The organism is Roseburia sp. 1XD42-69 (assembly GCF_003612565.1).
Taxonomy (GTDB): Bacteria; Bacillota; Clostridia; order Lachnospirales; family Lachnospiraceae; genus Roseburia_B.
Map to the genome: position 1 here is coordinate 1 of NZ_RAZG01000021.1, position 15,595 is coordinate 15,595.

At 42.2% G+C, this 15,595-nt stretch carries 12 protein-coding genes and 2 pseudogenes; 9 read left to right on the top strand and 5 right to left on the bottom strand.

Translation table 11 applies throughout. The annotated features are described in order from the left end of the window. From D7Y06_RS11855 to D7Y06_RS28575, 5 genes are all read left to right on the top strand, one after another. Nucleotides 1–378 (top strand): CXXX repeat peptide modification system protein (locus tag D7Y06_RS11855; protein ID WP_120408013.1); only part of this gene is annotated, 378 nt, incomplete at its 5' end. Between the two features lie 79 nt (nucleotides 379–457). Continuing rightward, a complete protein-coding gene (locus D7Y06_RS11860) occupies nucleotides 458–2,095 on the top strand; it encodes a peptidase domain-containing ABC transporter (protein ID WP_256387221.1) in 1,638 nt (545 codons plus the stop codon). 99 nt (nucleotides 2,096–2,194) lie between these two features. Beyond that, nucleotides 2,195–4,096: an FtsX-like permease family protein gene (locus D7Y06_RS11865; protein WP_158591362.1), complete on the top strand. Its 1,902-nt coding sequence runs from the start codon at nucleotides 2,195–2,197 to the stop codon at nucleotides 4,094–4,096. A gap of 23 nt (nucleotides 4,097–4,119) precedes the next feature. Then, nucleotides 4,120–4,779 carry an ABC transporter ATP-binding protein gene (locus tag D7Y06_RS11870; protein WP_120408016.1) on the top strand — a complete coding sequence of 220 codons (660 nt, stop codon included), beginning with the start codon at nucleotides 4,120–4,122 and terminating at the stop codon, nucleotides 4,777–4,779. 345 nt (nucleotides 4,780–5,124) lie between these two features. Next, on the top strand, nucleotides 5,125–5,682 hold the full coding sequence (locus D7Y06_RS28575; RefSeq protein ID WP_120408017.1) for a DUF6033 family protein: 558 nt from the start codon (nucleotides 5,125–5,127) through the stop codon (nucleotides 5,680–5,682). Here the strand turns inward: D7Y06_RS28575 and D7Y06_RS11880 are convergent. Further along, nucleotides 5,583–5,984: a response regulator gene (locus D7Y06_RS11880; protein ID WP_120408018.1), complete on the bottom strand. Its 402-nt coding sequence runs from the start codon at nucleotides 5,982–5,984 to the stop codon at nucleotides 5,583–5,585. The genes D7Y06_RS28575 and D7Y06_RS11880 overlap by 100 nt on opposite strands. 2 nt (nucleotides 5,985–5,986) lie before the next feature. Next, a complete protein-coding gene (locus tag D7Y06_RS11885; protein WP_120408019.1) occupies nucleotides 5,987–8,830 on the bottom strand; it encodes a hybrid sensor histidine kinase/response regulator in 2,844 nt (947 codons plus the stop codon). A gap of 211 nt (nucleotides 8,831–9,041) precedes the next feature. Between D7Y06_RS11885 and D7Y06_RS11890 the strand changes: the two genes are divergently transcribed. After that, nucleotides 9,042–9,824, top strand: coding sequence for a sirohydrochlorin cobaltochelatase (locus D7Y06_RS11890; RefSeq protein WP_120408020.1), 783 nt, complete (start codon nucleotides 9,042–9,044; stop codon nucleotides 9,822–9,824). Nucleotides 9,825–9,918: 94 nt separating this feature from the next. Then, nucleotides 9,919–10,868 (top strand): annotated as a pseudogene (locus D7Y06_RS11895) (family 43 glycosylhydrolase). Between the two features lie 447 nt (nucleotides 10,869–11,315). On the opposite strand, the gene D7Y06_RS11900 reads toward D7Y06_RS11895, so the two are convergent. Both D7Y06_RS11900 and D7Y06_RS27050 read right to left on the bottom strand, forming a co-directional pair. Next, on the bottom strand, nucleotides 11,316–11,492 hold the full coding sequence (locus D7Y06_RS11900; RefSeq protein ID WP_199714696.1) for a hypothetical protein: 177 nt from the start codon (nucleotides 11,490–11,492) through the stop codon (nucleotides 11,316–11,318). 100 nt (nucleotides 11,493–11,592) lie between these two features. Further along, a pseudogene (locus tag D7Y06_RS27050) lies at nucleotides 11,593–11,676 on the bottom strand (helix-turn-helix domain-containing protein); the annotation flags it as partial. A gap of 119 nt (nucleotides 11,677–11,795) precedes the next feature. Between D7Y06_RS27050 and D7Y06_RS11905 the strand changes: the two are divergent. Beyond that, the gene (locus D7Y06_RS11905) at nucleotides 11,796–12,125 is read left to right on the top strand and encodes a hypothetical protein (RefSeq protein WP_120408021.1); all 330 of its coding nucleotides are present in this window, start codon (nucleotides 11,796–11,798) and stop codon (nucleotides 12,123–12,125) included. Here D7Y06_RS11905 and D7Y06_RS11910 read toward each other — a convergent pair. Then, nucleotides 12,112–13,416, bottom strand: a complete 1,305-nt coding sequence (locus tag D7Y06_RS11910; RefSeq protein ID WP_120408022.1) for a glycoside hydrolase family 27 protein — start codon at nucleotides 13,414–13,416, stop codon at nucleotides 12,112–12,114. The two genes, D7Y06_RS11905 and D7Y06_RS11910, sit on opposite strands and share 14 nt — an antisense overlap. 204 nt (nucleotides 13,417–13,620) lie before the next feature. Between D7Y06_RS11910 and D7Y06_RS11915 the strand changes: the two genes are divergently transcribed. Next, nucleotides 13,621–15,561, top strand: a complete 1,941-nt coding sequence (locus D7Y06_RS11915) for a glycoside hydrolase family 127 protein (protein WP_120408023.1) — start codon at nucleotides 13,621–13,623, stop codon at nucleotides 15,559–15,561. Nucleotides 15,562–15,595 lie beyond the last annotated feature (34 nt).

The window sequence follows — 15,595 nt, forward strand, 5'->3', positions numbered from 1 at the left end:
GAGGATGAAATAAGAAAGAGAAATCGAAAAAGAACGGAAATACGGGCTTTAAAGAGTTTCCGAGACCGCTCGAGATATGGAATGGAGGATGTAAAAATTTCTAAAGAAAAGACGCAGGAAATACAAAACCTTTATCAGAGAAAATACGCCATTCAGGATTTATGTGTTGTACTGGCAAGTAAAAATGAATTAGTGGAAGAGGGCAATTTGTTTTATGAGCGTTTGCTAAATGACAATTTATCCTGTGCACAGGCATTGGAAGCGTTTTGGGATGAGATAAAGGCAAAATATAATATAACCGTAAAGCAAGGGGAGGAGTTGTTTCTTGATTTTGATACAGGTGAAATCACCTTGCAGAAAGCAGATTGCGGAGCGTAAAGATGAAAGTAGAAGATGTAAAAAAATTAAAGCTTATATACAAGTTATTTGTTAAAAAAAAAGCTGCATTGCAATTTATATAGCTTTGCAATGCGTATGTTCCATGGTGGAGTTGGTGATACCTTTGCAGTTTGGAAATGTGTTAGATGCAGCTATTGACAAGAATTTTACGAGAGTAGTACATATTATTTTGATGGTGGTTTTATTGTTTTTGTCAATGACATTTTTAAATTACATGAGGTCATGGCTTGATATGAGTATCACCATCGATACATCGAAACGCATGAAAAACCATATAGTGTTTCAGATTTTAAACTTTCCCGGTGAAAAAATAGATGAGTATAAAAATGGCGAATTATTTTCCCGGTTTGAAGATGTGGATAAAATAGTATCTTTTTTGCTGACAGTTCTAAACAGTATAATATTAAATTGTTGTATCACTGTTTTTTTGGCAGGGATACTTTTAAAAATATCTATTCCCCTGGCAGTATTTCATTTTATCAGTATTCCATTCTTAATGATAATATCCGGCAGATACAGTAAAGCGGCTAAAAAAGCAGAGAATAGTTTGATTGAGGATAGAGATAAACATTTTAGTTTTTTATTTGGCGTGATGCAGGGAACCCGGGAAGTAAGAAGCCTTGGCATGATAAAAAACGTCAGGAAAGTATTTGAAAATAATCATGATGATTTTGTGACAGGGCAGATATCCAGGGGGAAATTATCTGCAATTTGGGAAAGCGGGTATTCACTGCTAGCTGTATTTTTTCAGGTTATTATATTGCTGATTTCTTGTTGGCAGATTATTATAGGAAAACTGACAGTGGGAATGTACTATTCTTTTAATTCGTATGCTTCGAGATTTTCTGTTTTAGTTCAGGAATTAATTACGTTTCAGGCGCAGTTTGCAGTGATTATTGTATCTGTGGATAAAATCATGTGTTTTTTGCAGGAAGATTTGCATAAACCACAGTTTTTTAAGAATGAAATGGATGTACCTGTTCAATCCCTGGAGGTAAAAAACTTAAAATTTAAGTATAAAGGTATGGAAAAGGATGTGTTAAAGAATGTTAATTTTCGGTATACAGTGCCTTCATTTCAGGTGATTGTGGGACATAACGGAAGCGGGAAAAGCACCCTGTTAGATATGCTGATGAACTATTATGCACCGGATGAGGGGAGCATTTTGATTAATGATATTGATATCAGGGAGTTGGAAGCGGAGAATTTGTACAGTAAAATAGTGTATATCAGGCAGAAGCCCTTTTTTTTTAATATGAGTATCATAGAAAACTTCAGGTTGATAGATGGGCAGATAAGTTTTGACGAGGTATCCAGGGTATGTCAGATGGTTGGCATGCATGAGCATATTATGAGTTTGCCAAAGCAGTATGATACGGAATTGGGAGAGGATGGAACGCATTTTTCCGGAGGGCAGATTCAGTGTTTGGCTATTGCGCGAGGGTTGGTTTTAAATGCAGATATCTATTTATTAGATGAGGTGACATCAGATTTGGATGGCGAGAATGAACAGCAAATAATGAAAATATTGAGAAGTATACATAAAATCGTTATTTTTGTTACCCATCGGTTGTCAGAAATTGAACCGTCCGACGAGATTTTGGTTTTAGAAGAGGGAAGGGTGGTAGCGGAAGGAAGGGGGGAGGATTTGGAAAAATCCTGCCAGATATATCGGAATTTGTCTGGTATAAAATAAATTCCGTATCCGTCCGTTAAAATTGACAAAATGCAAACGGTAACCGCTGGATTTTAAAGAGTTTCCGTTATATGTTTTTGAGACATGGAGGTAGACAGTGTGAGTAAATTGGCATTTTTTCTAAAGTTTTACAGAACTCAGAAGATTCGGTTTCTAATTCTGATTTTCATTTTTACATTTGCAGGGGCAATCCTTTCCTGTTCCCTTTTGGTGCAAAGTAACAATGATGATTATGCAAATGTGCAGATGAAGGTATTGAATGATAAGAACGTAATCGATGAAGGCTTTGATGGAGTTTTTATAATTATGGAAAAAGTAATGACGATTTTTTCTTTGGGCAGTGTTCTTATTGTTGTCTGGGGATGCACCAGTATTCTTTTCTTTCAGAATATTTCCATGCAGAAAAGCTTTGCCATGCTTAGGATTTTCGGAATGCAAAAGAAAGATGTTTTTATCCGGGCATGTGTAGAAGGGATTTCCTTCGGGCTGTCAGGAAGTTTTTTGGGTTGTGTAGGCGGGTATGGATTGTTTGTCCATTTGTCCAGAAAATTGTGTAATATAGAAGAATATATTTCTATATTTTCTATGGAAACAGCAGGGATATTGCTTATAGTTATGGGAATTCTTACATTGATTGCATTTTTTGGGAGTTTTGTCTCAGGGCTTTTTATCTATGAAACTCCCGTTGTGACAATGTTTTACGGGAGGGATACAAATAGAGAAAAAAAGACGTGTTTCTATTATGGAATACTTGAATTCGTGCTGTTATATGCTGCTATGACTGTGCTGTTTTTAAAAAACTGGAAATATATGAATATTATGCTTGTTATCTGCGGAGTGATACTTGGTATGCTGTTTGCAGTATTCTATCTCGTGTTTTCTGGAAGGAGAAAAAAACGCAATGAAAGAAATAAGGTTTTAGATAAAGTTTCAGGCATAAGCTGGCGTTTTTTGTGTACTAGAAACAAAAGAGATGCACTTCTGGCAGCTACGGTGTCGGTAGGGGCAATTATCATATGTATTGCACTTAATTTTATATTGGATTTTGGAGGGGTACTGCGGGCTTCTTACAGTGATAATGTGGGTTTTTCAACTGCAGTAGAGGTTTCGGGTATCCAGAGCGGAGAGTGGATAGGGGAACTGTTAGATAAAAACAGATATTTCTATACAACTGTTTATTGTAAAAATATGAAGTATGCTGATATAGGTGTATCTACTGCCAGTGGAGAATCAGATGCCTTTGACGCAATGCTGATAGGGAAACAGACGGATGGCAATAATCGTTTTAGGATTCCGGAAGGAACTTTTATTGCAGAAAATTATTTTGCATATTTGTGTGGTTTAGAGAGAGGAGAAAAAACAAATGTTTTAGGAAGAGAGTTAATTTGCTCTGAATTTGTAAGTGAGAAGCAGGTATTTACTCCGGTAACTTACAATTTTAAAGTCAATAGAAGTGATTGGGAACTGCCATTAGATGATACTTGGGAAACAGTATTTCTTTTGGATATCAGCAGAGAAGAAGAAAAAGATATAGAATTACTGTTAGAGGGGGAAGTTTGTTCCATAGAAACAGCATCATCGTTTGTAGATATGATAGTGGAATTATTGTCGGATTATTTAAGTGTCATTTCAGCTGTAGGGATTATGCTCATTCTGGTAACGGGAACTTTTTTTTATTCAATGGTGCGCAGCGACCTTTTGGCAAGAAAGAGAGAGATGTATTTATATCAGATATATGGGGCTTCCAGAAGAAAAGCTTTTTGGGTTGTATTTTTGGAATATCTCATGATTGCTTGGATTGCGTCTTTTAGTGTGGTTTTGGTGGCTATGATAGCAGGTGAGGGCATTTTTTCCTTTCTTTTAAATAAACATTACCCTATGTCAATTCCGGTGATTTTGATAACCAGTATCATGGTGACTTTTTTCGTGCTGGCCTGCTGTTATATTGCCCAATGGATAAACTTTATAGGTGAAAAAATGGAAATTATTCGTGACGAATAACAGGTGACAGAAAGGAGTTTCATATGATTAAAGCAGAACATATCAGTAAGAGTATTGAGGTTGGGGATAAAACGGAACACATTTTAAGGGATATTTCTTTTGAATTGGATAAAAATACTATAACAGCCATTGTAGGGAAAAGCGGGTGCGGGAAGAGCACCCTGCTCTCTATCTTAAGCGGGATTGATGAGCCCTCCGGGGGAAAAGTATATCTGGACAAAAAGGATTACTACGACATGGACAGGAAGGAGCAGGAAAAGTTCCGCAATGAAAATATCGGGATTCTGTTTCAGAATTATCACCTGATTCCCGAACTGACCTGTGAGGAAAATATCCGGATGCCCCTGGTTTTTTCCGATAAAAAAGCCGAGAGCGGCAGGGTGAAAAAAATGATGAAAAGCGTAGGGCTTGAGAAACAGCGCAGGCTTTACCCTAAACAGATGTCCGGCGGAGAACAGCAGAGGACGGCTATTGTCCGGGCATTGATTAATAAACCTAATATTCTCTATGCGGATGAGCCTACCGGGGCGCTGGATTCCCAGACCGGAAACAGCGTGATAAAATTTTTGGTAAAATGCGCCCATGACCAGGGGTTGACAGTGCTGTTGGTCACCCACGATATGGGGATTGCAAACCAGTGCGATAGAATTATTAAGATGGAGAATGGCCGGATTGTGCAGTAAAATTTGGAGGAAAAGGGGAAAGCAGGAAATTCTGAATCTGGTTATATATCTATTTTTACCATTTATCTTGTTAATTTTGCCTGGATATCCATTTTCAGTGCTATTTGTAGTATGTATAGGTAAATAGTAAAATTTGAAGAAAAGATGAACCAGTATGAAATTAAGAATCAAGAGAACAATGTCAATTATGTTGTGCATTATGACTTGCATTATTTTTTATGCAACAGCAATGATTGTAAAGGGTTCAGCACTCCAGACAGGGTCTATACAGAATATTTCTTTAATTCCTATTCAGATCATTCAGTTAAAAAATGAAATAAGAAAAAATTTACGATTCAGGAGGGAATGAAATATGGAAGTAGGAGCCTTAAACAGAAATATAGATTACAATTTTACAGGAAAAAGGCAGATAAAAACCAGGCTGTTTTTTCCGCGAAAACAAAAAAGAAAGAAGAATCTGTGCCATCTGATCCATTGGGGTATTATAGAAAATTGTGCGAACAGTTTCCAAATATATCATTTAGATTAGTAGATGAAGAAACAGGAGCCAAAAATACTGATAAAATATGTCTTGGCTATAACGGGAGTATGAATCAAATCGGAGAGAATTTTAGCGGAGTGGGACATTGCAGCATTAACCTGGATATTTCTGTTATCCGTAAGATGCAGGAAGACCCGGAATATGAGCAGGGGATGATCTCTTTGATTAAGCGAACAGAGAAAATGTATCCTTCTATTGAAAACGATACAAGGGCATTGGGTATTTCAGGTAAAGAAATTTACATGGAATACCCAATGAGTGTTTATTTGATAAATCCCTGTCCCAATGCCATGCCCCCTGATTCAAAGACACGGCGGATGCGGGACAGCAAATCCTCTTCCGCAAAGGGTTTTAAAACATAATCGCATATACCCAGTTTGGCACAGTCCAGGACAGATTTTTTATCTTCCATACCGGTAAGCATAATCACCGGAATGTCAGACCTGTTTGTGATAGAGCGGATTTCTTTTAGGGTTTTCAGACCGTCCATAGGGGACATTTTAATGTCTAACAAGATGAGGTCCGGCTTCTGTTTTTCCAGGAATTTTAAGGCCCTGGGCCCGGAATTTGCCGTAACTACTTCATAATCATTCTGAAGGGTATCCACTATCCTGGATAAGGTAATAGCTGCATCATCCACCGCTAAAATAAGCTTTTTTTGCATTGTCACTTTTTCTCCTTCCTCAGTGTGTCTAAAAGCTGTCGGAACAGCGCTTCGGCTTCGTCATCCTCATACAGCTTAAGCTGTGTCTGTATCTGCATCAGGCTGTCTTTCGTGTCTTCGGGCAGGCTGCAGAGAAGCAGGTCTTCTACAATTTTGGCACATTCTCTTGAGTGAAAATCTTCCAACAGGCTTAAAGCCTTTTCCACCTGTTCCAACAATTCCCCGGGGGAAGGGCAGGGGAGCATTTCGGATTTTTTCGTGTTCTTTTGGCGCCGGTTTAAAAATTGTCCGATATTTTCTAATAGTTTTTCATATTCTGTCAGAAGTTTGGGAAGTTCCTGGGCAATATACTCCGTATCCCCCTGGGCGGCAGCATTTTCTTGGGCCCGGGCCAGGGAGGAGACTTCCATGGCCCCGATATTGGCGGAGGCGCTTTTTAGGCCGTGCACTTCCACCTGGTAACGTGTTAAGTCGGACTGTGAAAATCCTTGAAGGAGGCCAATTTTGCGCCTGCCATCGGTATAGTAGAGTTCCAGTAATTCAATAAAGCCCGCTTCATCACCGGAAAAATATTCCATTGCAGTGGTTAAATCCACTCCTTCTATTTGGAAACTGTAGGGACTTAAAGGGGGAGAAACGTCATCTTCCACCTGGTACTGTCTGTGTTCCTCTGGTATCCAGCGTTTTAGAAGCAGGTTCAGCGCTTTTCTGTCCAGGGGTTTGGGGATGAAATCCTGAAAACCGCAGTTTAAGAAACGCTCCCGCATCCCTTCCATTGCGTTGGCGGTCAGGGCAATTATTGTGGGGGAAGTCCCGTTTTCCCCACAGTCCCTGCGGATGATTTCCACCGCCTCAATGCCGTCCATCACAGGCATCATATGGTCCATAAAAATAATGTCAAATTTGTTCTGCCTTACCAGTTCAATGGCCATTGGCCCGCTTTCCGCTTCTGTTAAATCCATTCCATATCTGTTTAAAAAGCCCCGGGCAACTTTCCGGTTGATTGCATTGTCATCAACAAGAAGTACCTTTACATCAGGGGCAGTGAAAGTCTCTGTAAAATCCTGGGAGTCCTTGGGGAGGGCTGGCACCTGGGAAATGGGGCGTCTGTCTGTAATCTTCTGGGGAAGGGTGATTTTAAACACAGTTCCTTTTCCATAGACGCTTTCCACTGAGATTTGGCCATTCATAAGCTCCACCAGATGACGGACAATAGAGAGGCCAAGGCCGGTGCCCTCCACACTTCGGTTGCGCTTGGAGTCCACCTGCTTAAAGTCCTCGAATATTTTTTCCAGATCTTTTTCCTGAATCCCGCATCCACTGTCCTGTATACGGAACGTGAGTAATTCTTCATCCTGATCTTTTCCGGGCTGCCCGGTAACACTGGCATGGACATAACCTTCTTTTGTAAATTTAATGGCATTGTTTAAAATATTTATGAGTATCTGTTTGATCCGCCCTTCATCGCCGCAGTAGCAGCAGGGAAGGCTGTCGTCACATTTGCATTTGAGAATCAGCCCTCTTTGGGAGGCCGCCATATCCATCATGCCTGCAACCTCATCTACCAGGGTTTTCAAGTGGTAATTTGTATTTACCAGTTCCATTTTTCCGGCTTCCACTTTGGACAAATCTAAAATATCATTGATTATCGTCAACAAATTTTTAGCTGCTGACTGCACATCTTTTGCGTGGTCATATATCTGGGAATCTTGGCATTTCTCCATAATAATGTCATTCAGCCCGATAATCGCATTCATAGGGGTACGGATTTCATGGGACATATTTGCCAGAAATTCGCTTTTGGCAATGCTGGCTTTCTCCGCCTGCAGCCGCACACGTTTAATTTCATTAATGTAGGCAGTGGTATCCGTTGTGTCCAAAATAAGAATTACGCATCCCTGTTTTCGTCCATATTCATCTTCTATCAGTTTGCTGTGGCTTTCATATTGATGTTCGTTCAGGGAAAAGCGCTGAAGCGTATCATTCTCAAGGATTTCCTCCCGGAAATCTTCTAATATCCGGATGCTTTCCCCAAGTTTGTGGGAAGGCAGGCGGGTAAAGATTTTAGCCGCTGCCTTATTGTAGCTTACCAGCCTTTCATGGTCATCTAGGACGATGACGCCGTCCCCCAGGCTTTCCAATACTTTTTCTGCGGCTAAATGCCGGAAATCGTAGTTGCGCCGGCTCCACACAACAATAACCACCATGGACATGCAGATGCCCAGGGTCATAGGAGTAAAATCAAAAATTTTGGCAATTTTAAAAATATATGCTGTCAGCACCAGCACAGGCAAAGTGGAAATAATAAGAATGGTCCAGTATTGACGGTTGATTTCCTGATCTGACCGCAATATGGCGCGGATCAGGGTGTAAATGCAAAGGATAAAAGGGATGACCACACGGGATATCATAAACAGTGTGTACAGAGGGCCATAGGTGATGCGGATATAGTGAAAACCTTCTGCTGCCTTCATCCAGGTAATGTTTTTATAAAATAGTCCGTTCCAGTTAAAAATTGCCGTGGGGAGCAAGAAAAAGTTTATAACCCCTAGAATTCTTAAAAAAATTTTCGGGGGAACCGTATAACAGTAGCTGTAGATAAACCAGCAATAGCAAAAGGCTACAAAAGCAGAGCCGACATTTTCCACTGTCACTGCCGTAACGGCGGCGTCTACTGTGGGAGAAGTCAGCTCTAGTAAATACCCTACATTCTGTACCAGAGAACTGCACATACAGAAAATCAATAATTTTTGTTCATGGGCTCCATCTCCATTGAGCAGAAGGAGCAAGGCCACAAAAATCAGTCCTATGCTAAAAAACTCCAATGCAATGACAAAGCTAAACATACGATTTTTCCACCTGTCTGAATCTCTTAAACGTCAATGTCTCAAAGAATGGTTTTATTGCTAAATTCTGTAAGTTTCTTATATTTATATAATAGTAAATTTTTGTATTTATGTCAAGAATACGCAGGTTTGCCTTGCCCATTCCTTTCTCCCGGGGTATAATACAGTTGATAAAACTTCACAGATACATATACTGACGGGAGGTAGATTCATGAAAAAAGGAATTTTAGTGGTAAGTTTTGGAACCACACACCCGGATACAAGAAGATTAACGATTGAGGCCATTGAGAGGCGCATAGAGAAAGCGTTTCCTGATTACAGCTTTTACCGGGCCTTTACCAGCGGCATAATTATAAAAAAAATGAAAGAGCGGGAAGGGATTTCTGTAATGACAGTCCGGCAGGCGTTAAAGGCGATGCACAGTGATGGCATAAGAGATGTGGTTATCCAGCCCACCCATGTGATAAACGGGGTGGAGAACGATAAGATGAGAGAGGAGGCAATGGAATTAAAGGGCTGGTTTTCTTCCCTTAAAATTGGAGATGCCCTGCTTACAACCGGGGAGGATAACCGGGCGGTGATACAGGCTGTGGCGGAGGAATATGGAGATTTAAAGGAAAAAGAAGCGCTGGTTTTTATGGGACACGGTACAACCCATTATGCCAACGCCATTTATGCGGCATTAGACTATGAGATGAAAGACATGGGATACAAAAATATGTTTTTAGGTACAGTGGAAGCATACCCAAGCCTTACTTCAATTTTTCGTATATTAAAAGAGGGGGAATATACCCGTGTATGCCTTGCCCCCTTTATGATAGTGGCCGGGGACCATGCAAAAAACGATTTGTCCGGTGCGTCAGAGGATTCCTGGTACACAAGATTTTTGCGGGAGGGTTATGAAGTGCGGTGTGTCTTAAAAGGTCTCGGGGAGATTCCTGGGATTCAGGAACTTTTGGCAGAGCATGCAAAAAGGGCAAGAGGATACATTTAATTTTCTATAAAGAGGATGCCAAATTACTTCTTTCCATTTATAATTTAGATATAGTTAAAATAATTTAAAATAAATAGAAAGGTGGAGATGAGACATGGACAAAACATTAAAGTATAACGAACCCTGGATTCTGCAGCGGGCGGATCCCTATGTTTACCGTCACACAGACGGGTGGTATTATTTTACCGCATCCGTCCCGGCCTATGATAAAATCGTACTGCGCAGGGCAAAAAGCCTTTCTGAACTGCCGGATGCAGAGGAAATTACGATTTGGAACAAGCATGAGAGCGGTCCTATGAGTGAGCATATCTGGGCCCCGGAGATCCACTATGTCATGGGGAAATGGTATATCTACTATGCAGGGGGGGAAAAGGATGATGTGTGGAAAATCCGTCCCTATGTTTTGGAATGTCAGGGACAGGACCCCATAGGGGGTGCATGGGTGGAAAAAGGGAAAATGCAGCGGGCATTAGAGGATGAGTTTTCCTTTGAAGCTTTTTCACTGGACGGCACTGTGTTTGAGGATAAGGGAAGGCTTTACTATGTATGGGCAGAAAAAGTGGGAGTGGGCAAACAGATTTCTAATCTTTACATAGCAGAGTTGGAAAACCCTTATACGTTAAAGACGGTTCAAGTGCTTTTGACTACGCCGGATTACGACTGGGAGAGAGTTGGATTCTGGGTGAATGAAGGGCCGGGGATTATCCGTCGGGGAGATAATATTTACCTCACCTTTTCCGCCAGCGAGACAGGTGCGGATTACTGTATCGGCATGCTCTCGGCAAAGAGCGGGACAGATTTATTAGACCCCCTTTCCTGGAAAAAAGACCGCTATCCCGTGTTAAGGACAGATGTGTCGAAAGGAGTCTACGGGCCGGGGCACAATTCCTTTACCGTGGATGAGGATGGTAATGACATTATGGTGTACCATGCCAGGTTGGAGGCTAAAATAGAGGGGAACCCTCTCTACAATCCAAACCGCCATGCCCATTTGTGAAAGTGCGGTGGGACGAGAATGACAGGCCGGTATTTTCTTATGATTAAAGCTGCCGGGTGAACGGAACCATCATGATACATATCGCCATATGTGATGACGAGAAAGATTTTGTGGAACATTTAAAGGGACTTCTTTTAAGGTATTCTAGGGGACGGGGGAAGAAGCTGTCTGATGTAGAGTTCCGGCAGCTTGTACATATCCTTGAAAATCGAAATTCTTCAAAAGCTATGTCAGCCAGAGAAAGAAACAGAAATAAGAAAACCGCTGTTGCATGGTATATGTTTCCATGTAGCAGCGGTTTTATGCTGGTGCTATTTAGTTGGGAGTGTGGATCGATAAACTGGAATTTATTTCTCTTTTTTGCTCATAAGAGAACAACTGATAGCTACAAATAAACCAATTAAAATCCACGGAAATGCTGCTCCGAAAAAATCACTAACCATACTTCATTCCTCCTTCAAAATTTCGATTTAAACTTATCACCACATAACCCGTTATAATTTCTTTACAATTTCGATTGCAGAGATAATTAAATCATATCGGATATTGTTTTGCGTATTCCAATTTCGGGAATCCCACTCCTCACCGCTTACATCATCACCAGCATATAATAACTGGGCAAGCGGAATATTGTAATACTGGGACACCGCAAAAAAGGCTGCCGCTTCCATTTCGACTTGTCAATGGCTCCATTATACCGCAATCGCTTTCCAAAGGGAATAGACTTTACAAAAAATCCATTCCCTTGCTGTCGTTCAGTAAATCAAAAAGTTCTTTGCCCATGTTGGCTATCATATTTGTGGTCAGGCCAGCGGCAAGCCTTAAATCCTCTTTCCTCATGTTGCACTCTATCATTTCTTGACGGTATCGCCGGTTCCGTCTGGATTGTGCTTTTCCTTTCCTCTTTTGATTACCTCTAATTAGCCATGACCTGGTTAATTCCTAAGGGAAAATAAAGAAGCGGGGTATGTAATATGGAAATTTTAAGAGCGGAGCATTTGACAAAACAGTATGGCAGAAAGCCGAATATTGTAATGCCCATTATGCTGGACGGGAAGAAGCCGGAGGAGGGATTTTTGGAGGAAATCGTAAGGATGCTGGGGCTAAAGGACAAATCAGAGGGGGAGCCCGGAATTAAGAAAGAAGGGAAAAGACAGGCAGGGGGATATTCTACATTTCATTTTACTCTGCTTCCCTTAGAAATCTGTACCCCGGTATTGATTTTTGAGGCGGTACTCATCTCCTGGCGTTGTTTTGGGAATTTAGAGAAGCAGAGTATTGTGGAACGGCTTAGGGAAGCGTGAAACAACCAAACACTTTACAGCCGTGGGCGTTTATGGAGCAGGCCAATTTTCCGTTTTGGAATGCGGCCTGCTCCCCTGTCCAAAGCTCTGTCAGAGAACTATTTTCAAATTCTTCCCCTGCTGTATTAAGGTCACAGGAAATCATATCCTCCTGGTCTTTTAAATTAAAAAGGGCAAGGTACCTGGAATTCGTCTTTTCATGAAAGGCAGTCCAGATAACACAATCTTCCTCCGATTTTAACAGGTGGGGACGGCAGGCTGGGGTCAGCATATCTAAAACTTTTCCGTTGGTGAGAAGGGAAAGGGTCCAGTCGTCCAGCAGGGTCATTTCAGCCCCCAGCATTAAGGGGGAGCCGAAGAGGCACCACAGTGTCATCATCGTGCGCTGTTCCTCCCTGGTAAAATTGGTTTCCCGGTCATCCTTAAAACCGTGGCCGATATGTCCCAAAGGCAGCATGTCGCAGTCCGGGTAGCAGCCGGGCTTTACATGGTCCTGCCACAGTTCGCAGCGATGGAACATGTCTTTTAACAAGTCCCAGTTATCCCAGAAATCATCGGTAATCCGCCACATATTTGCGTAAGTCTCATAGTGCCATGCCTCCTCGATAAGAGCCGGGCCGGGGGAGAGGGAGAGTACAATGGACCGTCCTGTTTTCTCTATGGCTTTGTGGAGCATTTCTATTTCGTGCCTGGCGGAATAAGGATTGTGGGGGTACATATTTGTGTTGCAGATATCGTCACATTTGATAAAATCTACTCCCCAGGAGGCGTAAAGTGCCAGCAGGGAATCATAGTAAAGCTGCCCCTGGGGTGTGTTTTTTACGCCGTACATATCCGGGTTCCAGCGGCTGATGGAATAGGGGTCAGCGATTTCGTCTGCGGTTAAGGCAGTGCCTTTTACTTTCCCGTGGCTGTGGGCCGCAGCCCTTGGGATGCCCCGCATCATGTGGATGCCGAATTTCAGCCCCAGGCTGTGGATATAATCGGCAAGAGGTTTAAAACCTGCGCCGTTTTTGGAGGAGGGGAACCGATTTTCATCCGGCAGAAGCCTGGAATACTCATCCATGTGGAGTTCTGAAAAAGGAATATACTGGTATTCCTCCCGGCGGCTTCCTGCACCTTTGGCGTACCACTGGATATCCACCACAATATATTCCCAGCCGTATTCCTTTAAGTGGGCGGCCATGTAATCCGCATTGGCACGAACCTGTGCTTCATTTACGGTGGTGTCGTAGTAGTCGAAACTGTTCCATCCCATAGGAGGGACGGGGGCGAATTTGTTTTTATTCATGGGAATCATCCTTTCTGTTTTTTATAAAGGGAAATGCTGATTCAAGCGTTTCCTAAGATTATTATAACAGGATATCTAGTGAAAATCAGTAACAGAATGGAAATTCTATTGACTTACACATAATAGGAATTTACAATATGAGTATAATGAATCAGCCTAAAATAGGCGGTACTTTTCATTAAATAAAAATGGGGGATTTTACAAATGGAGAAGAAAAAATTACAGACAATCAGCCTAAATAAAATCGGGGTAGATGACAGTTTTTGGGGTAAATATATTTCCCTGGTGACAAAAGAAATTATCCCTTATCAGTGGAGCGCACTGAATGATGAGGTGAAAGATGCGGAGAAAAGCCACTGCATTACCAATTTTAAAGTGGCGGCAGGCCTGGAAGAAGGGACGTTTGAAGGTTTTGTGTTTCAGGATACGGATTTGGCAAAATGGCTGGAGGCGGTGGCCTATTCCCTTTCCTATGAGAAAAATGAAGAGTTGGAAAAGCTGGCGGATGAAGCTATCCAATTAATCGGAAAAGCCCAGGAGGAGAACGGGTATCTGGATACTTATTTTACGATTTTAGAGCCTGGGAAGCAGTTTTGCAATCTAAAAGAAGGACATGAACTCTACACCGCAGGGCATATGATAGAGGCGGCAGTGGCCTATTACAAAGTGACAGGAAAAGATGAGTTTTTAAACATCATGAAAAGAACCGCGGATTTAATCTGTGAGGTATTCCACAGGGAAAAATACGAAAATGCAGTGCCGGGGCATGAAGAGATTGAATTGGCCTTAGTAAAGCTTTACGAGGTTACAGGGGAAGAGAAATATCTTTCCATGGCAAAGGACTTTGTGGAGCGCAGAGGCACAAAGCCCAATTATTTAGAGGAGGAGAGCGGCAAAGACTGGTATGTGGACGTATGGCATGATGCAAATCCCTACCATCCCCCTTACGGCCAGGCCCATCTCCCGGTTCGGCAGCAGAAAACAGCGGAGGGACATGCTGTCCGGGCGGTATATCTCTACTGCGCCATGGCGGATTTGGCATTTTTTTCCCAGGACAAAAGCCTATTTGACGCCTGTGAGACTCTCTATAAAAATATAGTGGAAAAGCGGATGTATATCACTGGAGGAATCGGAAGTTCCGGGATTTTAGAGCGCTTTACCACGGACTATGATCTGCCAAACGCCAGCAATTATGCGGAGAGCTGCGCTTCCATCGGCCTGGCCCTGTTCTGCCGGAGAATGGCTCAGATTACCGGGGATGCCAAATATATTGAAACTATGGAGACTGCCCTTATGAATACGGTCCTGGCGGGAATTGCCATGGACGGAAAAAGCTTTTTCTATGTGAACCCACTGGAAGTGTGGCCAAATGCCTGTATGGAAAAAACTTCCATGGAGCATGTGAAACCTGTGCGGCAGAAGTGGTTTGGCTGTGCCTGCTGTCCTCCCAACATTGCAAGGACGCTGGCGTCCCTTGGGGAGTATATCTGTTTTACCGGGGAAGATTCCCTGTGGATAAACCTTCTGGCCGGGGCAGAAATTTCCACCGAGTTAAAAGGGAAAAAAGTGAATATAAAAATGGATAGCTCCATGCCCTGGGAGGGAAAAATCCGTTTACAGATTTCTGCAAAAGAAACGGCGGAGGGAAGCCTTTATATCCGGGTGCCGGAATATGCGAGGAATCCCATATTTACCCTGGATGGAAAAAAAGCGGTTCCAGGGATAGAAAAGGGATATGCGCATTTTAAAGAAGACTGGAAAAATCAGGTGATTACTTTGGAATTTTCCATGGAGGCCCATTTTGCCTATGCGAATCCCAATGTGCGGGCAGATGTGGGAAAAGCGGCAGTGGTGAAAGGGCCTTTGGTATATTGTCTGGAGGAAGCGGATAACGGAGAAAATCTTTCCGGGATTTTTGTGGATGTAAAAGAGGGGCTTAAGGAAAATTTCCGGGAAGATTTGCTGGGAGGTGCGATGGAAATTACCGCCCGGGGAAAACGTGTGGTGAAAAAGGACTGGGAGAAAGAGAGCCTTTACCGTCTGGCTCCTGTGGAGTTAGAAGAGACACGTATGAAATTTGTGCCTTACTGCCATTGGGGAAACCGGAAAACTGGGGAAATGGCAGTGTGGGTAAAATATTGGTAAAATATTTAATTTAGGTCTTGCATTTTTCTGGAAA